Genomic DNA, 24,283 nt, shown 5'->3' on the forward strand with positions numbered 1-24,283 from the left:
AATTGGCAGAGCGTGGCCTGTTCAGTCCCGGGGGACGCGGACCACGCCCTCCTGGATGACGGTGATCGCCAGCCGGCCGTCCTGCGTGTAGATACGGGCCTGACCGAGCCCGCGCCCACCGGACGCGGACGGCGACTCCTGGTCGTACAGCAGCCATTCGTCGGCCCGGAAGGGACGGTGGAACCACATCGCGTGGTCCAGGCTCGCGCCGACCACGTCGCCGACCGCCCAGCCGCCGCGCCCATGGGCGAGGAGCACCGAGTCGAGCAACGTCATGTCGGAGACGTACGTCGCCATGCAGACATGCAGCAGCGGGTCGTCCGCGAGCTTGCCGTTGGTGCGGAACCACACCTGGGAGCGGGGCTCGCGCGGCTCGCCGACCGTGCCGAAGGGCGGCGCGTCCACGTAGCGCAGGTCGACGGCGGCCCGCGCCTCGATCAGCCGGTCCACGACACCCGGATCGCTGAAGCGGTCCGCGTACCGGGGCAGCATCTGCGCAGCCGTGGGCAGCGTCTCCGGGTCCGGGGCCGACGGCATGTCCGCCTGGTGCTCAAGGCCCTCCTCGTACGTCTGGAAGGACGCCGAGAGATGGAAGATCGGCTGGCCGTGCTGGACGGCGACGACCCGACGGGTGGTGAAGGAACGGCCGTCACGGATGCGGTCGACGCTGTAGACGATCGGCGCGCCCGGGTCGCCCATCCGCAGGAAGTACGAGTGCAGGGAGTGGGCGGTCCGGTCGGCGGGGACGGTGCGGCCTGCGGCGACCAGGGCCTGGGCCGCGACCTGGCCGCCGAAGACGCGGGGCACGACCGCCGAACGGCTCCTGCCCCGGAAGATGTCCCGCTCGATCTGCTCCAGGTCGAGCAGATCGAGCAGGGAGTCAAGTGCTGAGCTCATGGAGAGAACGTAACCGCTCTTACAGGCCCATGGACTTGGCGATGATCGACTTCATGACCTCGCTGGTGCCGCCGTAGATGCGGTTGACCCGGTTGTCCGCGTACAGGCGGGCGATCGGGTACTCGTTCATGTAGCCGTAGCCGCCGTGCAGCTGGAGGCAGCGGTCGATGACGCGGTGCGCGACCTCGGTGCAGAAGAGCTTCGCGGAGGCGGCCTCGGCGGCGGTCAGCTCACCGGCGTCGTGGGCCTCGATGGCGCGGTCACAGACGGCCTCGGCGGCGTCCACCTCGGCCTGGCAGGCGGCCAGCTCGAACTTGGTGTTCTGGAACGACGCGACGGTCTTGCCGAAGACGGTGCGGTCCGACACGTACTGCTGGGCGAACCGGACGGCGGCCTTGGCCTGGGCGTACGCGCCGACGGCGATGCCGAGGCGCTCCTGCGGCAGGTTCTGACCGAGGTAGGAGAAGCCCTTGTTCTCCTCGCCGAGGAGGTCCTCGACCGGCACCTTGACGTCGACGAACGCCAGCTCGGCGGTGTCGGAGGTGCGCAGGCCCAGCTTGTCGAGCTTGCGGCCGACCGAGTAGCCCTCGGCCTTGGTGTCGACGACGAGGAGGGAGATGCCGAAGCGGCGGTCGTCCTCCTTCGGGGCGGCGGTACGGGCGCAGACGATGACCCGGTCGGCGTGGACGCCACCGGTGATGAACGTCTTGGCGCCGTTGAGGATGTAGTGCGTGCCGTCCTCGGAGAGCTTGGCCGTGGTCTTCATACCGGCCAGGTCGGAACCGGTGCCCGGCTCGGTCATGGCGATGGCGTACATCGCCTTGCCGGTGACGAAGTCCGGCAGCCAGCGCTTCTTCTGCTCCTCGGTGGCGTACGCCTTGATGTACGGCAGGCAGAGCAGGACGTGCACACCGGAGCCACCGAAGTTGACGGCCGCGCGGGCGCACTCCTCGGAGATGATCGCCTCGAACTTGAAGGACTCGACCCCGGCGCCGCCGAACTCCTCCGGCACCTCGATGCCGAATATGCCCAGCTCGGCGAGCTTGTAGTAGAAGTCGCGGGGCACCTGGCCGGCCGCGAACCACTCGTCGTAGACGGGGGCGACCTCGGCCTCGATGAAGGCGCGGATGGTCTCCCGGAACGCCTCGTGGTCCTCGTTGAATACCGTACGGCGCACGGGGTGCCTCCTTGGTCAGCTTCGGGCGGGTTCGGGTGAGCTTCGGCCAGGCTGGCTAAGCGCTTGCTCAGTTCTGGTCAAAAGTTACCCGGCGGTCACCGAAACTGTCCAGGGTGATGCTCAGCACGCCCGCGCGGAGCGGCCGGCAGTGGACGCGCAGGAGCCCTTCCCGACCACCGGCCGGGAAGGGCTCCTGCGCTGTCTCCGTTCCCTACTGGGGCTTGAAGGAGCGGATCTGGTAGCTCCCCTGGAGGTTGCCGCCGCTTCCGGCAGGGGTGGATCCGACCCGGGCGTTGTAGTTGGTCTGCGTGTAGTACTGAACGCGGTGCCCGGTCGCGTTCCACACGGAGCGCACGTTCTGGCCCCGCTGGATGAAGGAGCAGTCGTCGGCGGTATTCGCCCGCTTCTTGTCCGACCACTGACAGCGGGTGCCACCTCCGTTCCAGTCGCTGTAGATACAGAAGTAGCCGGGACTGCAGTTGTAGGAAGCCCTGGCGCTCTCGACGGCGGCGTTCGCGCTGGTGCTCTTCGCGGCGGTGTTCTCGGCGGCCCCGGCGGCGGCCGGCCCGGCGCCGAGCCCCAGGGCCATGGCGATCGAGGTGACGGCGAGCGCGGTGATGCGGTTCATGGCGGAAACCTCTTCTCCTGACGGTGATCAAGGCTCTGCCCCTGATCACCGGCAGCCTGGCATGGCTGTGACCTGCGCAGACAGGCGCGGATGCGGGGCGCTCGAAGCCCGCATCGGGGACCGCGGTGCTTCTCCGTGCACCGGCGCGAAACCGTGTGATGGACGATCGGCCGTGCCGTGTCACCCCACCACGATCTGCCGTCGTAGATCCTTTGACGGCAGGACCTACAGAGGTTCGGCCGCTTGAAGGAGACGGGGCGGCAGGTAGGGGGACATGACCCGGAAGCGTTGCGCGATGTCCACCGGATCGCGGAGAGCCGAGGGGCCAGGATCCCTGTGCCGCCTGCGGGGGCGTCGCGACGGAGACCTGAGCCGGCGGGCTCGGGTTCTCCACCGGACTCGGCATCGGCAGTGCCGACGGCTCACCGCTGCCGCAGCGCGAACCACAGTTCCGTCCGTACGTCCATGTCGTCCAGGTTCGCGTCCAGCAGCGTCGCGCAGCGGGCGATGCGTTGGCGGACCGTGTTGCGGTGGACCTGGAGGGCCGTCGCCGTGCGGTCCCAGCTGCCGTGGAGGCTCAGCCAGCAGCGCAGGGTCTCGGTCAGGGGCTCGGTGAGCGGGGCCAGGAGGGCGCGGGCATGGGCCTCGGCCTGGTCGGGAGGGATCAGGGCGGCCAGGCCGCCTCCGGCGCCGGTGTCGTGGTGGGCCAGCGGGGTACGGGTGGCCACGGCTCGGCCCAGGGCGCGGGATGCCTGGCCGTCGGCGAGGTCGAGGGCCGTGATGGGCGCGGGGGAGGAGGCGCCGAGCGTCCACCCGGGCTGCGGGGTGATCCGGTCGCCGCCGGGGATCAGCACCCTGACGGCGTCGCCGCCCCGGCCCGCGTCGACCAGGGCCGAGCCCAGAGCGGCGCCCAGTGCGCCGGCGGTCAGCGGGTCGACCGGGCCGTCGCCGCTGCGGCGCGCGTGCACCACCGTCCACTGCTCGGCGCCACCGAGCAGTGGGGCGACATCCTGCGGGTCCGTACCCAGCAGCATCCGTACGAGCGCGGCCGACCGGCCCGCCGCGTCGGCGCCCTGGTGCGGGGCGGCCAGCAGGGAGAGCAGGACGACCGCTACCCCGGCGATCGTGTGGTCGCCCGCCTCGCGCCGCTCCGTCGCCAGCGCCAGGACGAGGCCCTGGCCGCCGCCCAGTGCGTACGCGGACAGGTGCGCTTCCCGCAACGTGTCGGTGGCGGACGACGGGGCGGGGCGCGTCACGGCGGAGACCACCCGGATGAGCCGGGCCAGAGCCGCCCCGATGTCGGGGGCCGGGCGGCGGCCCGCCGCGTGCAGCTCCTCGCCGTCCGCGGAGAGCAGCACCGCCCGGCCCTCCAGCTGGGACGCCAGCTGGTGCAGCACCGCGGGGATCGGGTCGGGCCGGGCCGCCGCCGTGGCCAGGGCCTGCTGGGCGCGGGTCACCCGGCGCAGCTCGCGGTGCCGGGCCTCGGCCATCAGCCGCCACACCGCCCGGGCGATCGCCGTGAACGGGGTCTCGGGCGGCACCTCCACCAGCGGCAGGCCATGCCGGTCGCACGCCTCGATCAGTGCCTGCGGCACCGTGTCGAACACCGGCGTCACCCCGAAACCGAGCGCCGCCGCCCCCGCCTCCACCAGCCGGGCCACATAGGCGTCCGGGTCCTTGAGCAGCACCCCGGCGCTCAGCAGCAGCTCACCGCCGAGCAGATACGGGTACGGGTCGGCCATCTCCGAGGTGTGCACCCACAGCAGGTCCGCCTCGGCCGGACCCGCGATCCGGTGCAGCCCCAGCTCCTCACGGGCGAGCAGCTCGGTGAGAGGGATCGGGGGAGTGGGAGGAGCGGAAGGAGAGGGGGGAGCGGGCGGGGTGAGCCCGGCCAGGGCTTCAGGCATGGACGGTCCATCCATCAGTGACTTCAATTATGGATGAAACGTACACTTCAGCGTTGCTTGTGGGCCACCTACCGTCTTCACCACATACGACGTGCGCACATGACTGAAACGGAGGAAGCCCATGGCTGTCGACTACGCGGTGATCATCGTCTATCTGGCCGGCATGCTCGCCATGGGCTGGTGGGGCATGCGCCGCGCCAAGTCCAAGAGCGAATTCCTGGTGGCGGGTCGCCGCCTCGGCCCCTGGATGTACTCCGGCACGATGGCCGCCATCGTCCTCGGCGGCGCCTCCACCATCGGTGGCGTCGGCCTCGGCTACCAGTACGGACTCTCCGGCGCCTGGATGGTCTTCACCATCGGCCTCGGACTGCTCGCCCTGTCCGTCTTCTTCTCGGCGCGCATCGCCCGGCTGAAGGTCTACACCGTCTCCGAGATGCTCGACCTGCGCTACGGCGGCCGCGCCGGGCTCATCTCCGGTGTCGTCATGTGGGCGTACACGCTGATGCTCGCGGTCACCTCGACCATCGCCTACGCCACCATCTTCGACGTCCTGTTCGACATGAACCGGACCGTCGCGATCATCCTCGGCGGCGCCATCGTCGTCGCGTACTCGACGCTCGGCGGCATGTGGTCGATCACGCTCACCGACATGGTGCAGTTCGTCGTCAAGACCATCGGTGTGCTGCTGCTCCTGCTCCCCATCGCGGTGATCAAGGCGGGTGGCTTCAGCGAGATGAAGGCCAAGCTGCCCACCGAGTACTTCGACCCGCTGGGCATCGGCGGCGAGACGATCTTCACGTACGTGCTGATCTACACCTTCGGCATGCTGATCGGCCAGGACATCTGGCAGCGGGTGTTCACCGCGAAGAGCGACCGGACGGCGCGCTGGGGCGGCACGGTCGCCGGTACGTACTGTCTGGTGTACGCGATCGCCGGCGCCGTCATCGGCACCGCCGCCAAGGTCATGTACCCGAATCTGCCCAGCGCGGACGCCGCGTTCGCCACCATCGTCAAGGACGAACTGCCCGTCGGTGTACGAGGGCTGGTCCTGGCCGCCGCACTGGCCGCGGTGATGTCCACGTCCTCCGGCGCGCTGATCGCCTGCGCCACCGTCGCCAACAACGACATCTGGTCCCGGCTGCGGGGCGTGGTGTCGCGGGGAGGCGGCGAGGAGCACGACGAGGTGAAGGGCAACCGGGTCTTCATCCTCATCATGGGTGTCGCCGTCATCGCCATCGCCATCGCGCTCAACAACGTGGTCGAGGCCCTGACCGTCGCGTACAACCTGCTCGTCGGCGGGCTTCTCGTCCCGATCCTGGGCGGTCTGCTCTGGCGCAGGGGCACGGCGGCCGGTGCGCTGGCCTCGGTGGCCGTCGGCGGCCTCGCGGTGATCGGCCTGATGGCGTCGTACGGAATCCTCGCCAACGAACCGGTCTACTACGGCCTGCTGTCCTCGCTCGTGGTGTACGTGATCGTCTCGCTGGCCACGAAGCCGACCGACGCGGCTGTGCTGGCCGCCTGGCGCCACCGGCTGGCGGGGCGGGGTGCTGAGAACACGGAGACCGCCCCGGAGCCGGTCACCACGTAAGGCTTTGTCCGCACGCGCCGGACGGGCTTGATTTCGAATATCGTACGAACGCCCACAAAGCATGCAGCACCCCGCGTCATCCCGCGTCACCACGCATCGCAACAAGAAAGGCACCCCCATGAGCAGCAACGAATCGCCGCGCGGTCCGATCGACTCCTCCCGCGTCCCGCGGTACGCCGGACCCGCGACGTTCGCCCGGCTGCCCCGCCTCGACGAGGTCCCCGCCGCAGATGTCGCCGTCGTCGGCGTGCCCTTCGACACGGGGGTCTCCTACCGCCCCGGTGCCCGCTTCGGCGGCAACGCGATCCGTGAGGCCTCGCGCCTGCTGCGCCCGTACAACCCGGCGCAGGACGCCTCGCCGTTCGCCCTCGCACAGGTCGCCGACGCCGGTGACATCGCCGCGAACCCGTTCAACATCAACGAGGCCGTCGAGACGATCGAGGTCGCCGCCGACGACCTCCTCTCCACCGGCGCCCGCCTGATGACGCTCGGCGGCGACCACACCATCGCGCTGCCGCTGCTGCGTTCCGTCGCGAAGAAGCACGGCCCGGTCGCCCTGCTGCACTTCGACGCACACCTCGACACCTGGGACACCTACTTCGGCGCCGAGTACACCCACGGAACCCCGTTCCGCCGGGCCGTCGAGGAGGGCATCCTCGACACCTCCGCCCTCTCCCACGTCGGCACCCGCGGCCCGCTCTACGGCAAGCAGGACCTGGACGACGACGCGAAGATGGGCTTCGGCATCGTCACCTCCGCCGACGTCATGCGCCGCGGTGTCGACGAAGTCGCCGACCAGCTGCGCCAGCGCATCGGCGACCGGCCGCTCTACATCTCCATCGACATCGACGTCCTGGACCCGGCCCACGCCCCCGGCACCGGCACCCCCGAGGCCGGCGGTCTGACCTCCCGCGAGCTCCTGGAGATCGTCCGCGGGCTGTCCTCCTGCAACCTGGTCTCCGCCGACCTGGTCGAGGTCGCTCCCGCGTACGACCACGCCGAGATCACCTCCGTCGCCGCCTCCCACACGGCGTACGAACTGACGACGATCATGGCCCGCCAGATCGCAGAGGCCCGTACGAAGTGAGCCACGACCACCACGACGAGCGCCCGCAGCTCACCCCCGAGCAGATCGCGGCCGCCCTGAACCCCCCTGCCGGACGCAACGGCGGCGACCTCGTCGTCGAGACCCTCCAGGGCCTCGGCGCGACCACCGTCTTCGGCCTGCCCGGCCAGCACGCGCTGGGCATGTTCGACGCGCTGCGCCGCTCGGCCCTGACGTACATCGGCCTGCGCGTCGAGAACAACGCGGGCTTCGCCGCCGACGCGTACGGCCGGATCACCGGGGAAGTGGCGCCTCTACTGCTCTCCACCGGGCCGGGTGCCCTCACCTCCCTCGCCGCGCTCCAGGAGGCGGCGGCGGCCTCCGCTCCGGTGCTGGCCATCTCCAGCCAGATCCCGACCGCGGGTCTGGGTGGCGGACGCCATGGCTACCTGCACGAACTGAGGGACCAGAAGGCGTCGTTCCGCGACATCGTGAAGTCGGTCCACACCGTCCGCACGGCCTCCCAGATCCCGTCGGCGATCGCCGCCGCCTGGGAGTCCGCGCTGACCGTCCCGCACGGCCCGGTCTGGATCGAGATCCCGCAGGACGTACTCCTCGCCGAGACCACCCTGCCCGTCGTCACGGCGATGGACGCCACCCCGCGCGAACTGCACGCCCGTCCCGAACTGACCGCCGTGGCAGCCGACCTGCTGTCGAAGGCCGAGCGCCCGGCGATCATCGCGGGCGGCGGAGTCGTACGGTCCGACGCGTCCGGCAAGCTGCTCGCGCTCGCGGAGAAGCTCGACGCCCCGGTCGTCACCACCTTCGGCGGCAAGGGCGCCTTCCCGTGGGAGCACCCGCTCTCGCTCCAGTCCTGGCTGGAGGACCGCCACACGACGGACTTCCTGGAGTCCGCCGACGTGCTGCTGGTCATCGGCTCCGGACTCGGTGAACTCTCCTCGAACTACCACACGTTCGCCCCGCGCGGTCGCGTCATCCAGATCGAGGCCGACGCCGGCAAGCTGGAGTCCAACCATCCCGCACTCGGCATCCACGCCGACGCCCGCGAGGCCCTGGCCGACCTCCTCGAAGCGGTCGACCGCCGCGAGGACCCGTCGGCCGCGGACCGCGTCCGTACGGTGCTCGAAGCGGTACGGGACAGGATCGCCGGCCAGGAACTCACCCTGGAGCAGCAGCTCATCGCCTCGGTCCGCCAGGCGCTGCCCGACACGTCCCCGAGCTTCTGGGACATGACGATCCTCGCCTACTGGGCGTGGTCCGCCTTCGACGCCCGCCACCCGAACACGATGCACTCGGCCCAGGGCGCGGGCGGTCTGGGCTACGGCTTCCCGGCCGCGCTCGGCGCGGCGGCGGCCGACCGTACGAAGCCGGTCCTGGCTGTCTCCGGCGACGGCGGTGCGATGTACTCGATCGCGGAACTGGCCACGGCCCGCCAGTACGACCTCCCGGTCACCTGGCTGATCGTCGACGACGGCGGCTACGGCATCCTGCGCGAATACATGACGGGCGCCTTCGGCGAGGCCACGGCAACGGAACTCTCCCGCCCCGACTTCGTCGCCCTCGCCGAGTCCTTCGGCGTCCCGGCGGTCCGTACGACCCCCGAGGCGCTCGCCGACGACCTGGCGAAGTCCTTCGCGGAGCCGGGCCCTTCGGTGGTCGTGCTCCCGGCCCTGCTGAGGATGTTCGAGCCGACGCATCTGTGACGCATCTGCAGGGCGCCAGCCCACTGCCCACCCGTGTGCCCGGTCGCCCCGGACACACGGGTGGGCTCATTTCTTCGGCGGGTGTTCCTTCGCGATGAGTGCCGCTTGATCCTCCAGGCCCCGGTGGAACTCCAGCCGCTCGTCGCCCTCGAGTCTGCTGGGCACGTCCTTGGCCGGCGGCAGGAAGTCGGGGATCGACCGGAAGACCGGGTCGGCCGCCACCCCTTGGCCGCGTATCCGCGCCTGTACCAAGTAGTGGCCGACCTCCCGCAGAGGGTCTCTGAGAATGGGCTCCGGCCGCGCCGCGGCCCTCGCCACGTTCTCCGGTCGTCCCAGTTTGTGGTGCTCGTTCTGCGCGAGCCTCTGCAGCGCCGCGATCGCCGCGTAGAGCCGGCCGCAGCGGTACGCCTCAGCGTGCCGGACCGGCTGACCGCTCGTCATGGTTCCCCCTCGTCACCGTGCCGGACTGCACCGGGTCATCGATACCCGCGCGCAACCGGTGAGGAACCGCACAGTTCGGGGCGCGCAACTTTTTCGCCGATCGCGAGTCGTTACTGACGGGTGTGCCGGGGGCGCACCGTACGGATCCACTCAGGGGGACGCACCACATGAAGGAACAGCCTCGTATATTCCGCCGTGCGCGGGGCGCGCTGTCCGTCGCGCTCGCCGCAGGCGTGCTCGCACCCGTGGCGCTCGGCGTCTCGCCCGCCGTCGCCGCGACGCCGACGGTGAGCTGCACATCCGGTAAGGCAGGGCTGGCCGCCAAGCTGTCCAAGGACATCACCGCCGCACTCAAGGGGCGGAAGTCGACGACGGCCGTGGCGCTCTACGACCGGACCACCAAGACGACGTGCTCCTTGCGAGCGACGACGAAGTACGACTCCGCCAGCGTCGTGAAGGCGACCGTGCTGGCGACGCTGCTCTGGGACAACAAGAAGCACAACCGCTATCTCACCCAACGCGAGATCAACCTCACCACCTCCATGATCACCAAGTCCGACAACAACGCGACCACCAGCCTGTGGAAGCAGCTCGGGGTGACCAAGGTCAAGGCGTTCCTGAAGGCCGCCGGGATGACGCACACCGTGCCCGGCTCCGGTGGCTACTGGGGGCTGACCCAGATCACCGCCCAGGACGAGCAACGACTGCTGACCCTGCTGACCACCAAGAACTCCGTGCTGAGCGACAGCTCGCGGGCGTACGAACTGGGCCTGATGCGCAAGGTCGTCTCCTCCCAGCGCTGGGGCACGCCCGCCGGTGCGCCGTCCGGCGTGACCGTCCAGGTCAAGAACGGCTGGCTGCCGCGTGCCACCCACGGCTGGCGGGTGCACAGCATCGGCGCCTTCACGGGCAAGGGGCACGACTACGCGATCACCGTGCTCACCCAGGACAACAAGACGATGAACGACGGCATCAACACCATTCAGGCCGTCGCCCGCGCCGTGCACAAGGACCTCAACCCGGCCGCCGGCGCGTTGACGACGGTCGCCCCGCCCGCCGCCCCGCAGGAAGCGGTGCCCGCGGTACCGGAGGCACCGGCGGTACGGATGCTCACCGCGACGCCGCAGTCGTAGCCGACGGGGCCGAAGCTGTCCTCGATCGCCGGACGCGGTATGACCGTCCGGCGGTCGAGGACGCGGCGCTGTGGCCACCGACCGGCCTCCGCCCCCGGGCGTTGGTCAGCCGCCGACCGCCTGGGCACCGGCATCTGCCTCCGCCCCGGAACCCGCATGGGCGGTGAACGCCACCCGCATCGTGTCGCCGTCGAGTTCCATGCTGAACGTGGAGTCCATGGCCCGCGCCAGGCGGGCCAGCAGCGGCACCGTGGGCATCGTGCCGCCGAGCTCCAGCTTGGAGACCTGCGGCTGCGTCATCCTGGCGCGCCGTGCCAGTTCGGTCTGCGCGATGCCGAGTTCGGTGCGGCGGTCATAGACTGCCTGACCGAGATCCCAGGCCAGATCGAGCTCCTGGCGCCGTCTCACGCGCTCGGCGCGCTCGGCGCTGTCGTCCCCCTCCGAGATGCTCTCTGCGACCTTCCGGTCCCGGGCGAGCTTCCACTCTGCGTGACTGACCACGTTGCTCTTCCTTCCTAGACGTCGCGGCTGAACACGTCATGTGCCGGTTTGTGCTCCGCTTCGCAGACGGCCTTGGCCCGTCTGGCACGAACGACCTCGGCATTCTCGCGCTGCCGCGTCTTGCGGAAGACGGTCAGCAGCACGACGCGGCGATCAGGCGCGAGCCAGTACGAGATCCGCACGGCTTCGCGGCTACGCCCGAGATCGAACCTCAGCTCCCGCACGCCGTCACCCAGGTGCCGTGAGTGCGGCTCGCTCAGCGTGGTCGCGCTCCGCGCCAGCCGGCCGACGGCGTGCTCCGCTCGTTCATAGTCGGCCGCGGACAGATTCGTCAGCCACAGTCGGACCTCCGGCTCGATCTCGATGATGAAAAGGTCGCCCATGTGAAGCAACGTATATATGGACTAATATATATCGCTTCGAAGTGGCAGTGAAGTCAGCAGGACGAGTGGGCGGGCCTCGCCAGGTTGACGCAGCCGGTGGTAGGACGGTCGTCGGACCGCCCTGCGCCGTAAGACCCGTCTTTGTAACGGCGGGATGAAATCCGCTGCCCACCGCGTTGGTGCCTTGCGATGGACCAGGTCGAACGGGAGGCACCGGTGACGGACGCAGGGGACGCAGAGGGCGCGGTGCAGGCCCCGGGCTGGGCTCGGCGGCTGATCGGCTACGCATGGCGCTACCGGCGCAATGTGCTGCTGGCGCTCGGCTCGTCGCTGGCCGGCATGGCGGTGATGGCCCTCGTCCCGCTGATCACCAAGGTGATCATCGACGACGTCGTCGGCGACCACACGCGTTCCCTGGCCGTCTGGACCGGACTCCTCGTGGTCGCCGCCGTGCTGGTGTACATATCCACGTACATCCGCCGCTACTACGGCGGCCGGCTCGCCCTCGACGTACAGCACGATCTGCGTACCGAGATGTACGGGACGATCACCCGCCTGGACGGGAAGCGTCAGGACGAGCTGTCCACCGGACAGGTCGTCGGGCGCGCCACCAGCGACCTGCAGCTGATCCAGGGGCTCCTGTTCATGCTCCCGATGACCATCGGGAACGTGCTGCTCTTCATCATCTCCCTGGTGATCATGGCGTGGCTCTCGCCGCTGCTCACCCTGGTCGCGATCGCCGTCGCCCCCGCGCTCTGGTTCATCGCCCGCCGCTCCCGCTCCCGTCTCTTCCCCGCCACCTGGTACGCCCAGGGGCAGGCCGCCGCCGTCGCCGGAGTCGTCGACGGGGCCGTCTCCGGGGTCCGGGTCGTCAAGGGGTTCGGGCAGGAGGAGCAGGAGACCGGCAAGCTGCGCGAGGTCGGGCGCAGGCTCTTCGCCGGACGGCTGCGGACGATCCGGCTGAACTCCCGTTACACCCCCGCCCTCCAGGCCGTCCCCGCGCTCGGTCAGGTCGCGATGCTGGCCCTCGGCGGCTGGCTCGCCACCCGGGGCGAGATCACCCTTGGCACGTTCGTCGCGTTCTCCACCTACCTCGCCCAGCTCGTCGGCCCGGTCCGGATGCTCGCCATGGTCCTCACCGTCGGACAGCAGGCCCGGGCAGGCGTCGAGCGCGTACTGGAACTGATCGACACCGAGCCGACCATGAAGGACGGCACCAAGGAACTCCCGGCCGACGCCCCCGCGAGCGTCGAGTTCGACGACGTACGGTTCGGCTATGACGAGGAGCGCCCTGTCCTCGACGGCTTCTCGCTGACCATCGAGCCCGGTGAGACCGTCGCCGTCGTCGGCGCGTCCGGCAGCGGGAAGTCCACCGTCTCGCTGCTGCTGCCCCGCTTCTACGACGTGACGCACGGCGCCGTCCTGGTCGGCGGCCACGACGTCCGCGAGCTGACCCAGCAGTCCCTGCGCGCAGCCATCGGCCTCGTCCCGGAGGACAGCTTCCTGTTCTCCGACACCGTCCGCGCCAACATCGCCTACGGATTCCCGGACGCCACCCAGGAACAGATCGAGGAAGCGGCCCGCGCCGCCCAGGCCGACCGGTTCATCGCGGAGCTGCCCGAGGGCTACGACACCAAGGTCGGCGAGCACGGACTCACCCTCTCCGGCGGCCAGCGCCAGCGCGTCGCGCTCGCCCGCGCCATCCTCACCGACCCCCGGCTGCTCCTCCTCGACGACGCCACCTCCGCCGTCGACGCCCGCGTCGAGCACGAGATCCACGAGGCGCTGCGGCAGGTGATGGCAGGGCGGACGACCCTCCTGATCGCCCACCGCCGCTCCACCCTCGGCCTCGCCGACCGGATCGCGGTCCTGGAACACGGCAGGCTCGCCGACATCGGTACGCACGAGGAGCTGGAGCGCCGCTCCGCGCTCTACCGGCGGCTGCTCACCGACCCGGACGAGCTGGGCGGCACCTCGCCCGGACATCACCCGCTGACCACCGCCGCCGACACGAGCCCCGAGGACGACCGCGCGCTCCAGGAAGAACTGGACGCCGAGTTCGACGCCGAGCGCGGCATCAGCCCCCACCTGTGGATCCGCAAGGAGGAACCGCGCGACACCGGTGCGGCCGGCATGCCCGCGACGCCCGAGCTGCTCGCCCAGGTCGAGGCCCTGCCGCCCGCCACCGACACACCCGACATCGACGAGGCGCGGGCCGTCCGCGCCGAGGAGTCGTACGGGCTGCGCAGGCTGCTGCGCGGCTTCGGGCTGCCGCTCCTGGTGAGCCTGGCGCTGGTGGCGGTGGACGCGGGCGCCGGACTCCTGCTGCCCGTACTGATCCGGCACGGCATCGACCAGGGTGTCTCGCAGCTCGCACTCGGTGCCGTCTGGGCGGCGTCCGCGCTGGCCCTGGTGGTCGTGCTCGTGCAGTGGGCTGCCCAGATCGGCGAGACCCGGATGACGGGCCGCACCGGCGAGCGGGTGCTGTACTCGCTGCGGCTGAAGATCTTCGCGCAGCTCCAGCGGCTCGGCCTGGACTACTACGAACGCGAGCTGACCGGCCGCATCATGACCCGGATGACGACGGACGTGGACGCGCTGTCGACGTTCCTGCAGACCGGTCTGGTCACGGCCTTCGTCTCCGTCGTCACCTTCTTCGGCATCATGGTCGTGCTGCTGGTACTCGACGTACAGCTGGCCCTCGTCGTCTTCGCGACGCTGCCGGTGCTGGTCATCGGTACGTTCTTCTTCCGCCGCAAGAGCGTCAAGGCGTACGAGCTGGCCCGGGAACGCATCAGCGTCGTCAATGCCGACCTCCAGGAGTCCGTCTCCGGGCTGCGGATCGTGCAGGCGTTCCGCCGCGAGCGCGACGGCGCGGACCGGTTCGCGGGGCGCAGCGACCACTACCGCGAGGCCAGGGTCCGTGGCCAGTGGCTGATATCGGTCTACTTCCCGTTCGTGCAGCTCTTGTCGTCGGTGGCCGCGGCGGCCGTACTGATCGTGGGCGCGGGCCGGGTCGACAACGGCACGCTCACCACCGGTGCGCTGGTCGCGTACCTCCTCTACATCGACCTGTTCTTCGCCCCGGTGCAGCAGCTCTCCCAGGTCTTCGACGGTTACCAGCAGGCCACCGTCTCCCTCGGCCGTATCCAGGAACTCCTGCGGGAGCCGACCTCCACCGACGCCCCGGACGAACCGCTGGACGTGCTGTCGCTGCGCGGCGAGATCGCCTTCGAGGACGTGTCCTTCGCATACGGTTCCGGCGACGACGCCGAGGAAGCCCTCATCGGTGTCGACCTGCGGATCCCGGCCGGACAGACGGTCGCGTTCGTCGGCGAGACCGGCGCCGGGAAGTCCACCCTCGTCAAGCTCGTCGCCCGGTTCTACGACCCGACGGGCGGCCGGGTCACGGCGGACGGCACCGATCTGCGCCGCCTCGACCTCACCGCGTACCGGCACCGGCTCGGAGTCGTACCGCAGGAGGCTTACCTCTTCGCCGGTACGGTCCGTGACGCCATCGCGTACGGGCGACCCGAGGCCACCGACGCCGAGGTGGAGGCGGCGGCGCGGTCGGTCGGCGCCCACGACATGATCGCCACCCTGGACGGCGGCTATCTGCACGAGGTCGCCGAGCGGGGCCGCAACCTCTCGGCCGGCCAACGCCAGCTGATCGCACTCGCCCGCGCCGAACTCGTCGACCCGGATGTCCTGCTGCTCGACGAGGCGACCGCCTCCCTCGACCTGGCCAGCGAAGCCCTGGTCAACCAGGCGACCGACCGGCTCACCGGCCGCCGCACCACCCTCGTCGTCGCCCACCGGCTGACGACCGCCGCCCGCGCCGACCGGGTCGTGGTGATGGACCACGGCCGGGTCGTCGAGGACGGCACGCACGACGAACTCCTCGCCCGGGAAGGGCACTACGCCGTGCTGTGGCGCACCTTCATAGGGGAGGACGAGCCCGCGGGGGTGTGAGAGCCGGGTCCGTCCACCGGTTCACTTGCCGATGCCGGAGATCTTGCCGGTCTGCAGGTCCGACCGCACGGTCAGATACGAGTACGTGGGTTGCTTGCCGTTGCTCCAGGTGAGCCGCACCTTCGACCAGGTGTGGCCCGCGCCGCTGTCGCCGGAGGTGACCCGGAAGGCGAGCGGGGTGTTCTGGGCGCGGAGCACACCGTCCGCGTGGTTGCGCTTCTCCCACGTCTCCAGCTGGGTGCGCAGGTGGGGTGTCAGATAGAACGTCCTCAGGGCGGTGGCGAGCTTGCCGCCGCTCTCCGCCGTGACGGCATCGATGTAGGCGGCGTAGAAGTGGGCAACCTGTTGGAAAGCCGGGGTGCCGGCGTCGCTGCGCACCGGCGCCGTGGCCACCGGGGCCTGCGGGGCAGCCGCGGCGGCCGGGACCGCGGCGACGACGGTGAGGAGAGCGGTGGCGAGCAGCGTCCGGCCGATGGTGCGCCGGCCGCGGGGGCTCTGTGAGTCGCGGAGTTGGAGCATGGCAGTTCCTGCCTTTCGTGTGGCTCTGCCCTGTTGGAGCCATGCTGTGGCGATTCGGTTGCTCCGGAGGCGGAGCGCGCCGGGTGCAACCTCCGGATGGCCTCCTGCGTCGTACGCATGTACGTGTATGTGTCGAGCAAGGGCGTAAGTGTTCGATCGGACGATGGGGCTGCTGGTGATCAGAGGAACCGGAGAGGCCGGAGCGGTCGGCGGGGGCGGAAGCGGCCGGGGGCGCCGGATGCTTGTGCGCCTGTTCGTCCTGCCGCTGGTGACCGCCGTCGGTCTGGTGCTCGGCGGCAGTGCGGCGAACAGCGCGGACGCCGCGACGGCCTGCGCCGGGCGCCCCGCGAAGACGGTCGCGTTCAAGACCGGCGAGCTGCGCGTCTACAAGAACCGCTCCTACGCCTGCGCGGTCGCGGTCGCGAAGAAGCCGGGCTCGCGCCGCAAGATGTCCGTGCACATCCAGGCGCGCGGCGGCAGCCCCGTCGTCGACAGCGGCAGATACACCCGACAGGCCGGCCCGGTGACGGTCCACGCGCTGAACCGGTGTGTCCGGGCCTCGGCCACGATCTCGGGAAGGTCCGGTTCCACGGGCTGGATTCTCTGCTGACGGCGGCGGCTCGTCGCCGCTTCGTGCCAATAGGGGCTGGCGGCAAAGGTGTTGCCCCGCTAGGTTCACGACGTCTGTTGTGAATCAAGGGGAGGGTGCATGCGCAAGGCGCTCAGAGGGTTTCTGTCGCTCGCGGTGCTCATCGGCACAGTGAGTGCGACGGGTGCCTCGGCCGGGGCGGCCACCGCCGCGGAACCGACCACGTTCCGGAGCACGGCCGGCAGTGACAGCGGCACGAGCACGGACATCAAGGACCGCATCCTGGCCATCCCGGGAATGAGTCTCATCGAGGAGAAGCCGTACGCGGGCTACCGCTACTTCGTCCTCAACTACACCCAGCCGATCGATCACCGGCACCCGTCCAAGGGCACCTTCCAGCAGCGCATCACCCTGCTGCACAAGGACACGTCCCGCCCGACGGTCTTCTACACCAGCGGCTACAACGTCTCCACGAACCCCAGCCGCTCCGAGCCGACCCGGATCGTCGACGGCAACCAGGTCTCCCTGGAGTACCGGTTCTTCACCCCGTCCCGCCCGGCTCCCGCCGACTGGTCCAAGCTCGACATCTGGCAGGCCGCCAGCGACCAGCACCGCGTCTTCACCGCGCTGAAGCAGATCTACACCAAGAACTGGCTGACCACCGGTGGCTCCAAGGGCGGTATGACCGCCACGTACTTCGAGCGCTTCTACCCCAAGGACATGGACGGCGTCGTCGCGTACGTCGCGCCCAACGACGTGGTCAACAAGGAGGACTCGGCGTACGACCGGTTCTTCGAGAACGTCGGCACCAAGGAGTGCCGCGACAAGCTGAACGGGGTGCAGCGCGAGGCGCTGATCCGCCGCGAGCCGCTGGAGAAGAAGTACGAGGAGTACGCCGCCGAGAACGGCTACACCTTCAACACCGTCGGCTCGCTCGACAAGGCGTACGAAGCCGTCGTCATGGACTACGTCTGGGCGTTCTGGCAGTACAGCCTGCTGTCCGACTGCGACACCATCCCGGCCGACGCCAAGACCGCCCCCGACCAGGCGATCTGGGACTCGATCGACGGCATATCCGGCTTCTCCGCCTATGCGGACCAGGGCCTGAACACGTACACGCCGTACTACTACCAGGCGGGCACCCAGCTCGGCTCGCCGAACATCAAGCAGCCGTGGCTCGGCAAGCTGAGCCGGTACGGATACCAGCCGCCGCGCAACTTCGTGCCGCGCTCCATCCCGATGAAGTTCCAGCCGTCGGTGATGCGCGACGTCGACAGCTGGGTGAAGCACCATGCCAACCACATGCTGTACGTGTACGGGCAGAACGACCCGTGGGGTGCGGAGCGCTTCCGGCTCGGGGCGGGCGCCCGTGACAGCTATGTCATGACCGTGGCCGGCGGAAACCACGGCTCCAACGTGGCCGGGCTCGCCGACGACGAAAAGGCGAAGGCCACCGCGGCCATCCTGCGCTGGGCGGGCGTCGCCCCGGCCGCCGTGCAGGACGACCCGGCGAAGGCGAAGCCGCTCGCGAAGTTCGACGAACGGCTCGACAAGCGGGACGTGATGAACGAGCGCAGGCTGCGGCCGTAACCGGTCCTTGACCGAAGCCGAACCAAGGAAGGGGCTGTGCGGGTGCACAGCCCCTTCCCGGTTCCCTGAGGTCTAGTACGTCAGCCCGTAACCGACCGGGTACAGCACGCGCGCCGGATCGTCCGCGCGCTGCACCGGCACCGGCAGGGTGCCCTCCGGGTCGGCGCGGCCCGCGATCACCCGGGCGGCGGCCCGCAGTTCGACATCGGTCCAGGAGTACGTGGCCAGGTTCGCCGCAAACCCGGTCCCGGACAGCTGGGCGATGTCGTACGGATTGCGGATCGCGACCGTGATCACCGGGATGCCGGTTGCCGAGAGGGCGCTCACCAGGGTGCGCTGCGAGCTGGTCGCCGAGACGTTGTACGTCCCCACGATCACCGCGTCCTTGCCCTGTGCGGCCGCCACCGCCTCGTCGATCTTCGCCTTGGTGGGGGCGGTGCCGGTGGACAGCGCGGTTGCCGCGTACCCCAGTTCCACGAAGGCGGTGGCCAGGGTGGTGGTCGGCGGCCCGGTGGTGCCGGACGGGGAGGCCGGATCGGCGCCGACCACGAGGAGGTTCTTGTGGGAGCGGCGGGAGAGCGGCAGCACCGCGCCGTCGTTGGCGAGCAGTGTGGTCGTGCGCTCGGCGATCCGGTCGGCGGCGGCGAGATGGGCCCGCGTCCCGACGGTGCGGTCCACTCCCTTGTGGCTGACGAACGGGTCGTCGAACAGCCCGAGCTTCGTCTTCAGCCGCAGGATCCGCAGGATCGATTCCTCGACCCTGGCCTCGCTGATCTCACCGTTCTTCACGGCCTCCAGGACGGCGTTCCAGGAGACGTCGAGGTTCGGCGGGTTGAGCAGCTGGTCGACGCCCGCCTGAAGCGCGAGGACCGGCACGCGCGCGTCGCCGTACTTGGTCCGTACACCTTCCATGCCGAGCGAGTCGGTGACCACGACGCCGTCGTAGCCGAGCTCCTCGCGCAGGATGCCGGTGAGAATCGGGCGGGACAGCGTCGCCGGGTCCTCCGCGGGGTCCAGTGCCGGGACCACGATGTGTGCGGTCATGATCGAGTCGATGCCCGCGGCGATCGCGGCCCGGAACGGCGGCTCGTCCAGCTCCGCCCACTGCTCCCGGGTGTGGCGGATGACGGGCAGGCCGGTGTGGCTGTCGGTGTTGGTGTCGCCGTGGCCGGGGAAGTGCTTGGCGGTCGAGGCGATGCCGCTGCTCTGATACCCCTTCACCTGGGCGGCGACCATCCCGGCCACGGACTGCGGGTCGGAGCCGAAGGAGCGTACGCCGATCACCGGGTTGGCCGGGTTGACGTTGACGTCGGCGTCCGGGGCGTAGTTCTGGTTGATGCCGATCGCGGCCAGTTCGGCGCCCGCGATCTGCCCGGCCCGGCGGGCGTCGGAGCGCGAGCCGCCGGCGCCCAGCGCCATCGCGCCCGGCATCAGGGTGGCGGGCTCGCCGACGCGGCAGACGATGCCGTGCTCCTGGTCGGTGGAGACGAGGAGCGGCAGGGGGGTGGGGCCGGCGAGGCCGGCGCGCTGGATGCCGTTGGAGAGGTCGGCGATCTGGTGCGGGTCGCGGGTGTTGTGCGCCCAGGCGAAGTAGATGATCCCGCCGACGTGGTATTTGGCGATCATCTCGGCGGCGGTACGGACCCCGATCTCCGCCATGTTGGCGTCGATGTCGGCCTGGTCGGGCTCGGTGGCGGAGTGCCCGTACACCCGCATCACGAAGAGCTGCCCGACCTTCTCCTCCAGGGTCATCCGGGAGATGAGCCGCTTGAGGCGCTCGGTGGTGGCGGCTGAGGTGTGGTGCCCGCCGCTGTGCCCGCTGCCCGCGGACCTCTGGGCAGCGACGGCGCCGGGGGCGACGACCCCGCCCGTGACGGCGGCTGCGGCGGTCGCGGCGGTGGCGGTGAGGAGGGTGCGTCTGGAGGTGCGGTGGTGCACGTGAGCTCCTTCGGCCGTACTCGGGGACGAGGGGGATGGTGAAAGAAACTTCCAAGGAGCACGGATATCCAGAAAATAACTTCCGGTCAAGGGTCCGGACCGTTTTGAGCCCGTCCGGTGATCGGGAGGTGTGGGCGAATCCGGGCAGGTCCGGTGATCGGGGCGCGGGGTCGGGACGCCTCCGGGACCCTTTACCTCCTCAGCCCCACCGCGGCCCCGTGTGCCTGGAGTGCCGACACCGCCGCCGTGATCGCGGGCCGCCGGGCCGCCTCCGTACGCCACAGCGCGTACAGCCGACGCACCGGTACGGGATCGAGCGGCACCGCCACCACCCCCGCCGGCAGCGGCCCCCGCCCCAGTCGCGGGATCAGCGCGACCCCGAGACCGGCGGCGAGCAGGGCCAGTTGGGTGTGGTTCTCCTCCGCCTGGTGCCGGATGTCGGGCTCGTAACCCGCCGCGCGCAGCGTCCGTACGAGCCAGTCGTGGCAGACCGTCCCCGGCGGCTGGCAGATCCACCGCTCCTTCGCCAGCTCCTCGCGCCGCACCGCGTCCCGCCCGGCGAGCCGATGGCCCTCGGGCACCAGCAGATCGCACCGGTCGTCACCGATCACCGCCTGCGCCACCCCCTCCGGGGCGGGCAGCGGGGCGATGTCCCAGTCGTGCGCGACCGCCAGATCGATCACGCCCTTGGCCACCAGGTCGACCGACAGATGCGGATCGACCTCGGTCAACCGGATGTCCAGGGCCGGATGGTCCCGGTCCAGCCCGGCCAGTACGCCGGGCAGCAGTCCGCGCGCCGCGGACGCGAACGCGCCGATCGACAGCCGTCCGGTGGGCAGCCCCCTGCGCTCCTCCAGTGTCGTCTCCGCGTGCTCCACGATCGCCAGCAACTGCTGGGCCGTGGCGGCCAGATGGAGCGCCTCCTCGGTCAGTGCGACACCGCGCCCGCGGCGTTCGAGGAGGGTCGTACGGGTCTCCCGCTCCAGCTTGGTGATCTGCTGCGAGACCGCCGACGGGGTGTAGCCGAGCGCGGCGGCGGCGCCCGCGACGGAGCCATGGACGGAGATGGCGTGCAGTGCGCGCAGCCTGGACAGATCGAGCACCGGAACCTCCCGGATGTACGGCCTCGCGATTCGTTAGCAACGCTCAATTTCACCATGAAGAAATCCGCGCTGGTGCTACATGGTCGGTATGGGCGACCCTCGGTGCATGCGTCCCCTCCACATCGCCCTGGCCGCCCTGGTGGCCGCCGTCTGGGGTGTCAATTTCGTCGTCATCGAGGTCGGCCTCGGGCACTTCCCGCCGCTGCTCTTCTCCGCCCTGCGCTTCCTGGTCGCCGCGCTGCCCGCGGTCTTCTTCGTCGGCCGGCCCAAGGTCGCGTGGAAATGGATCGTGGGTGTCGGGCTCGTCCTCGGAGTGGCGAAGTTCGGGCTGCTCTTCATCGGCATGGACCACGGAATGCCCGCCGGTCTCTCCTCCCTCGTGCTCCAGGTCCAGGCGGTCTTCACCGCCCTCTTCGCGGCGCTCGCGCTGGGTGAACGGCCGGGAAGGGTAAGGGTGTCGGGGATGGGATTGGCCCTCGCGGGTATCGGGGTGGCCGCGGTCGACGAGGGCGCGAGCGGGCCTGTACTCGCGTTCGTCCTGGTGATCGCGGCGGCGGCCTGCTGGGGTGTGTCCAACGTACTGACCCGCAAGGCCGCGCCGCCCGACTCCCTCAACTTCATGGTCTGGGTCTCGACCGTGCCCGTGCTCCCGCTGCTCGGTCTCTCCCTCCTCTTCGAGGGCTGGGACCGCGATGCCGACGCGCTGGCCGCGCTCGACTGGAGCGGCGTCGGGATCATCGTCTACGTCGCCTGGATCACCACCGTCTTCGGCTTCGGGGCGTGGGGCTTCCTGCTGCGCCATCACCCGGCCTCGTCGGTGGCCCCGTTCACCCTGCTCGTCCCGGTCTTCGGGATGTCGGCGGCCGCGCTGCTGCTGGGCGAGTCGGTGAGCCCGCTGCGGTGGTGCGCGGCGGCGCTGCTGGTCGGCGGGGTGGCCCTCACATCGCTGGCGGGGGTGCGGCGGACCGGCCGGGCGGCATCGGATCGGGCTCCCGTGCCCGGTGCCACTGCGGGACCCGCGGAGCCGGACACACCGGAACCGGCACCGCGGCCGGCGCGGACCTGACCGCAGCCGCCTACGACTTGGGCGCCCCCAGCCGCAGCAGATGCTCCCGCCCCGCGCTCAGCAGCCCCGGCAGCTCCGCCGCCCCCGGGTGCCACCGCTTCTCGTACTCCCAGCAGACCCAGCTGTCGGGGTCCAGCGTGTCCAGACAGGGCCCCAGCGGCAGCACCCCGGCACCCAGCGTCAACGGCTCGGTGTCCTCGGCCGATGCGATGTCCTTCACCTGTACGTAGCCCAGGTGCGGGGCCAGCACCGCATGGCTCGCGGCAGGGTCCTCGCCCGCCAGCCAGGTGTGCATGATGTCCCAGAGCGCACCGATCTGCCCGTGCCCGACCGTCCCGACGACCCGGGCCACATCGGCGCCCGCCCGGTGCGAGTCATGGGTTTCGAGCAGGATGCGTACGCCCAGGCCAGCGGCGTGCGGAGCGGCGGCGGCCAGTCGGCGGGCGGCGGTCGCATCGGCCACGGCGGGGTCCTGGTCACCGCCGCCCGGGAAGACCCGGACGTTCTTCGCACCCAGGTCGTGCGCCAGCTCCACCAGCCCGGCGAGCTCGTCCAGCGCGGCCCGGTCGTCCCCCTCGGCCGCGACCCGGACATACCCGGCGACGGTCAGGATCTCGACGCCGCCGTTCTTGAACTCCTCGACGACATCGGCCCGTTCGAGCGCCGAGATGCCCGGGTGCACCGGTTCCTCGGGGTGGGCGCGCAGCTCCACCCCCTGATAACCGTGCTCTGCGGCGAGCCGGACGACATCGGCCACCGGCATCCCCGGCACTCCGAGGGTCGAGAAAGCGAGCTTCACGTGCATGTTCCTTCCATCGGTACGTGCCACCGCGCCGGACAGCGGCCGGCACATCATCGGCCCGGGGCGTGCATACCGGTACCCCCGGGCCGGGGGTACAACCTCAGCCCACCCGCGGCGGCGCCGTCGACCCCCGCACCATCAGCTCCGCGGCGATCGTCGCGATGCCGCCCGGCGGCGGTGTCTCCTTGCCCATCGCCAGCCGGCCCGCCCGCGCGCCCGCCTCGAAGAGCGGCAGTCGTACGGTCGTCAGCGCCGGTACCGCGTCCACCGAGAACGGCAGGTCGTCGAAACCGGCCACGGAGATGTCCTCGGGGATGCGCAGACCACGGTCCCGGATCGCCGCACTCGCGCCCAGCGCCACCGTGTCGTTGGCGGCGACGACAGCCGTCACCTCCGGTTCGCGGCGCAGGAGTTCGAGGGTGGCGTCGTACCCGGAGCGGCGGTCGTAGGGGCCGTGGACGGTGAGGCGTTCCTCGTCGCCGGCGAGGCCCGCCGCTCTCATCGCGTCGCGATGACCCTCAAGGCGGTGCCGGGTCGTCGTGCGCTCCAACGGGCCCGCGACATAGCCGATCCGCCGGTGGCCGAGTGAAAGCAGATGCTCGGTGAGGCGACGCCCCCCGCCCCGGTTGTCGAAGGCCAGTGCGGCCACGACCGCCTCGCTGTCCGGCAGCGGGGGCCGCCCGCACAGCACCACCCGTGTGCCCGCGTCCGCGAGTTTCGCCAGCTTGGCGGAGATCGCCGCCTGGTGCGCCGGGTCCTCCACGGCGCCTCCGGTCAGGACGACGGCCGCGGCGCGCTGGCGCTGGAGCAGGGTGAGATAGGTGAGTTCGCGCTCGGGGGAGCCGCCGGTGTTGCAGACGATGGCGAGCTTCTCGCCGCCCGCCCGGCCCGAACCGTCCCCGGGTCCGCCGATCTCGGTCTGCGCCGCCCCCGCCATGATCCCGAAGAACGGGTCGGCGATGTCGTTGACCAGGATGCCGACCAGGTCGGACGTGGCCGCCGCGAGTGCACTCGCGGGCCCGTTGAGCACATAGTCCAGGTCGTCCACCGCGCGCAGGACCCGCTCCCGGGTGGATGCGGCCACCGGGTAGTTGCCGTTCAGCACGCGGGAGACGGTGGCCGGGGACACCCGGGCGCGGGCCGCCACATCCGCCAGGGTGACTGTCAACGTTTTCCTCCGAGGAATGACGAGGAGTGGGAGTGGAGTATGACCGACCGCGTGCCCCCTCTTGTCCGGGCCGCTGTCGGCAGGCTAGCGTCATCACCGATAGAAAGCGCTT

Annotated in this window: 20 protein-coding genes; 8 read left to right on the forward strand and 12 right to left on the reverse strand. The window is 70.6% G+C overall.

Annotated features, from left to right (window positions below; translation table 11 throughout):
- Nucleotides 1-21: 21 nt before the first annotated feature.
- The 4 genes from tesB to OG609_RS26545 all read right to left on the reverse strand — a co-directional run bounded on the left by tesB (nt 22) and on the right by OG609_RS26545 (nt 4,624).
- Nucleotides 22-897 carry an acyl-CoA thioesterase II gene (gene tesB, locus OG609_RS26530; protein ID WP_327275115.1) on the reverse strand — a complete coding sequence of 292 codons (876 nt, stop codon included), beginning with the start codon at nt 895-897 and terminating at the stop codon, nt 22-24.
- Between the two features lie 19 nt (nt 898-916).
- A complete protein-coding gene (locus OG609_RS26535) occupies nt 917-2,074 on the reverse strand; it encodes an acyl-CoA dehydrogenase family protein (protein ID WP_327275116.1) in 1,158 nt (385 codons plus the stop codon).
- Nucleotides 2,075-2,285: 211 nt separating this feature from the next.
- Nucleotides 2,286-2,702 (reverse strand): peptidase inhibitor family I36 protein, encoded by a 417-nt coding sequence (locus tag OG609_RS26540; RefSeq protein ID WP_327275117.1) that lies wholly within the window; start codon nt 2,700-2,702, stop codon nt 2,286-2,288.
- Between the two features lie 422 nt (nt 2,703-3,124).
- A complete protein-coding gene (locus OG609_RS26545; RefSeq protein ID WP_442818004.1) occupies nt 3,125-4,624 on the reverse strand; it encodes a PucR family transcriptional regulator in 1,500 nt (499 codons plus the stop codon).
- A gap of 106 nt (nt 4,625-4,730) precedes the next feature.
- On the opposite strand from OG609_RS26545, the gene OG609_RS26550 reads away from it, so the two are divergent.
- The 3 genes from OG609_RS26550 (at nt 4,731) to OG609_RS26560 (ending at nt 8,966) form a co-directional block, all read left to right on the forward strand.
- Nucleotides 4,731-6,197 carry a sodium:solute symporter gene (locus OG609_RS26550; protein ID WP_327275119.1) on the forward strand — a complete coding sequence of 489 codons (1,467 nt, stop codon included), beginning with the start codon at nt 4,731-4,733 and terminating at the stop codon, nt 6,195-6,197.
- A gap of 118 nt (nt 6,198-6,315) precedes the next feature.
- A complete protein-coding gene (gene speB, locus OG609_RS26555; protein WP_327275120.1) occupies nt 6,316-7,284 on the forward strand; it encodes an agmatinase in 969 nt (322 codons plus the stop codon).
- Nucleotides 7,281-8,966, forward strand: a complete 1,686-nt coding sequence (locus tag OG609_RS26560) for a thiamine pyrophosphate-binding protein (protein ID WP_327275121.1) — start codon at nt 7,281-7,283, stop codon at nt 8,964-8,966. Before speB ends, OG609_RS26560 begins: the two co-directional genes overlap by 4 nt.
- A gap of 66 nt (nt 8,967-9,032) precedes the next feature.
- Here OG609_RS26560 and OG609_RS26565 read toward each other — a convergent pair whose 3' ends face one another.
- Nucleotides 9,033-9,407 (reverse strand): hypothetical protein, encoded by a 375-nt coding sequence (locus OG609_RS26565; protein ID WP_327275122.1) that lies wholly within the window; start codon nt 9,405-9,407, stop codon nt 9,033-9,035.
- 167 nt (nt 9,408-9,574) lie between these two features.
- Between OG609_RS26565 and OG609_RS26570 the strand changes: the two genes are divergently transcribed.
- On the forward strand, nt 9,575-10,540 hold the full coding sequence (locus tag OG609_RS26570) for a serine hydrolase (protein ID WP_327275123.1): 966 nt from the start codon (nt 9,575-9,577) through the stop codon (nt 10,538-10,540).
- Nucleotides 10,541-10,645: 105 nt separating this feature from the next.
- On the opposite strand, the gene OG609_RS26575 is transcribed toward OG609_RS26570, so the two are convergent.
- Both OG609_RS26575 and OG609_RS26580 read right to left on the reverse strand, forming a co-directional pair.
- Nucleotides 10,646-11,041: a helix-turn-helix domain-containing protein gene (locus tag OG609_RS26575; RefSeq protein ID WP_327275124.1), complete on the reverse strand. Its 396-nt coding sequence runs from the start codon at nt 11,039-11,041 to the stop codon at nt 10,646-10,648.
- A 14-nt stretch (nt 11,042-11,055) separates the two neighbouring features.
- On the reverse strand, nt 11,056-11,424 hold the full coding sequence (locus OG609_RS26580; RefSeq protein WP_266361385.1) for a type II toxin-antitoxin system RelE/ParE family toxin: 369 nt from the start codon (nt 11,422-11,424) through the stop codon (nt 11,056-11,058).
- Between the two features lie 189 nt (nt 11,425-11,613).
- Here OG609_RS26580 and OG609_RS26585 point away from each other — a divergent pair, with 189 nt between their 5' ends.
- Nucleotides 11,614-15,396 (forward strand): ABC transporter ATP-binding protein, encoded by a 3,783-nt coding sequence (locus OG609_RS26585; protein WP_327275125.1) that lies wholly within the window; start codon nt 11,614-11,616, stop codon nt 15,394-15,396.
- Between the two features lie 21 nt (nt 15,397-15,417).
- Here OG609_RS26585 and OG609_RS26590 read toward each other — a convergent pair whose 3' ends face one another.
- A complete protein-coding gene (locus OG609_RS26590) occupies nt 15,418-15,915 on the reverse strand; it encodes a hypothetical protein (protein ID WP_327275126.1) in 498 nt (165 codons plus the stop codon).
- 163 nt (nt 15,916-16,078) lie between these two features.
- Here OG609_RS26590 and OG609_RS26595 point away from each other — a divergent pair, with 163 nt between their 5' ends.
- Both OG609_RS26595 and OG609_RS26600 read left to right on the forward strand, forming a co-directional pair.
- Complete coding sequence (locus OG609_RS26595) at nt 16,079-16,525, forward strand: hypothetical protein (protein WP_385648224.1); 447 nt, start codon at nt 16,079-16,081, stop codon at nt 16,523-16,525.
- A gap of 99 nt (nt 16,526-16,624) precedes the next feature.
- Nucleotides 16,625-18,094, forward strand: a complete 1,470-nt coding sequence (locus OG609_RS26600) for a S28 family serine protease (protein WP_327275127.1) — start codon at nt 16,625-16,627, stop codon at nt 18,092-18,094.
- A gap of 72 nt (nt 18,095-18,166) precedes the next feature.
- On the opposite strand, the gene OG609_RS26605 is transcribed toward OG609_RS26600, so the two are convergent.
- Nucleotides 18,167-20,032 carry a glycoside hydrolase family 3 protein gene (locus tag OG609_RS26605; RefSeq protein ID WP_327275128.1) on the reverse strand — a complete coding sequence of 622 codons (1,866 nt, stop codon included), beginning with the start codon at nt 20,030-20,032 and terminating at the stop codon, nt 18,167-18,169.
- Between the two features lie 191 nt (nt 20,033-20,223).
- A complete protein-coding gene (locus OG609_RS26610) occupies nt 20,224-21,135 on the reverse strand; it encodes a LysR family transcriptional regulator (RefSeq protein ID WP_327275129.1) in 912 nt (303 codons plus the stop codon).
- Nucleotides 21,136-21,241: 106 nt separating this feature from the next.
- Between OG609_RS26610 and OG609_RS26615 the strand changes: the two genes are divergently transcribed.
- Complete coding sequence (locus tag OG609_RS26615) at nt 21,242-22,201, forward strand: EamA family transporter (protein WP_327275130.1); 960 nt, start codon at nt 21,242-21,244, stop codon at nt 22,199-22,201.
- Nucleotides 22,202-22,211: 10 nt separating this feature from the next.
- On the opposite strand, the gene OG609_RS26620 is transcribed toward OG609_RS26615, so the two are convergent.
- Nucleotides 22,212-23,000 (reverse strand): sugar phosphate isomerase/epimerase family protein, encoded by a 789-nt coding sequence (locus OG609_RS26620; protein WP_327275131.1) that lies wholly within the window; start codon nt 22,998-23,000, stop codon nt 22,212-22,214.
- Nucleotides 23,001-23,103: 103 nt separating this feature from the next.
- The gene (locus OG609_RS26625; protein WP_327275132.1) at nt 23,104-24,171 is read right to left on the reverse strand and encodes a LacI family DNA-binding transcriptional regulator; all 1,068 of its coding nucleotides are present in this window, start codon (nt 24,169-24,171) and stop codon (nt 23,104-23,106) included.
- Nucleotides 24,172-24,283: the final 112 nt, after the last annotated feature.

It is taken from the genome of Streptomyces sp. NBC_01224, assembly GCF_036002945.1.
Taxonomy (GTDB): domain Bacteria; phylum Actinomycetota; class Actinomycetes; order Streptomycetales; family Streptomycetaceae; genus Streptomyces.

Excerpts from the sequence above, each read along its gene's own strand:
- OG609_RS26550 (WP_327275119.1), top strand. The coding sequence starts at position 4,731 with ATGGCTGTCGACTACGCGGTGATCATCGTCTATCTGGCCGGCATGCTC.
- OG609_RS26545 (WP_442818004.1), bottom strand. The coding sequence starts at position 4,624 with ATGGATGGACCGTCCATGCCTGAAGCCCTGGCCGGGCTCACCCCGCCC.
- speB (WP_327275120.1), top strand. The coding sequence starts at position 6,316 with ATGAGCAGCAACGAATCGCCGCGCGGTCCGATCGACTCCTCCCGCGTC.
- OG609_RS26615 (WP_327275130.1), top strand. The coding sequence starts at position 21,242 with ATGCGTCCCCTCCACATCGCCCTGGCCGCCCTGGTGGCCGCCGTCTGG.
- OG609_RS26540 (WP_327275117.1), bottom strand. The coding sequence starts at position 2,702 with ATGAACCGCATCACCGCGCTCGCCGTCACCTCGATCGCCATGGCCCTG.
- OG609_RS26570 (WP_327275123.1), top strand. The coding sequence starts at position 9,575 with ATGAAGGAACAGCCTCGTATATTCCGCCGTGCGCGGGGCGCGCTGTCC.
- OG609_RS26565 (WP_327275122.1), bottom strand. The coding sequence starts at position 9,407 with ATGACGAGCGGTCAGCCGGTCCGGCACGCTGAGGCGTACCGCTGCGGC.
- OG609_RS26580 (WP_266361385.1), bottom strand. The coding sequence starts at position 11,424 with ATGGGCGACCTTTTCATCATCGAGATCGAGCCGGAGGTCCGACTGTGG.
- tesB (WP_327275115.1), bottom strand. The coding sequence starts at position 897 with ATGAGCTCAGCACTTGACTCCCTGCTCGATCTGCTCGACCTGGAGCAG.
- OG609_RS26595 (WP_385648224.1), top strand. The coding sequence starts at position 16,079 with ATGGGGCTGCTGGTGATCAGAGGAACCGGAGAGGCCGGAGCGGTCGGC.
- OG609_RS26590 (WP_327275126.1), bottom strand. The coding sequence starts at position 15,915 with ATGCTCCAACTCCGCGACTCACAGAGCCCCCGCGGCCGGCGCACCATC.
- OG609_RS26585 (WP_327275125.1), top strand. The coding sequence starts at position 11,614 with ATGGACCAGGTCGAACGGGAGGCACCGGTGACGGACGCAGGGGACGCA.
- OG609_RS26600 (WP_327275127.1), top strand. The coding sequence starts at position 16,625 with ATGCGCAAGGCGCTCAGAGGGTTTCTGTCGCTCGCGGTGCTCATCGGC.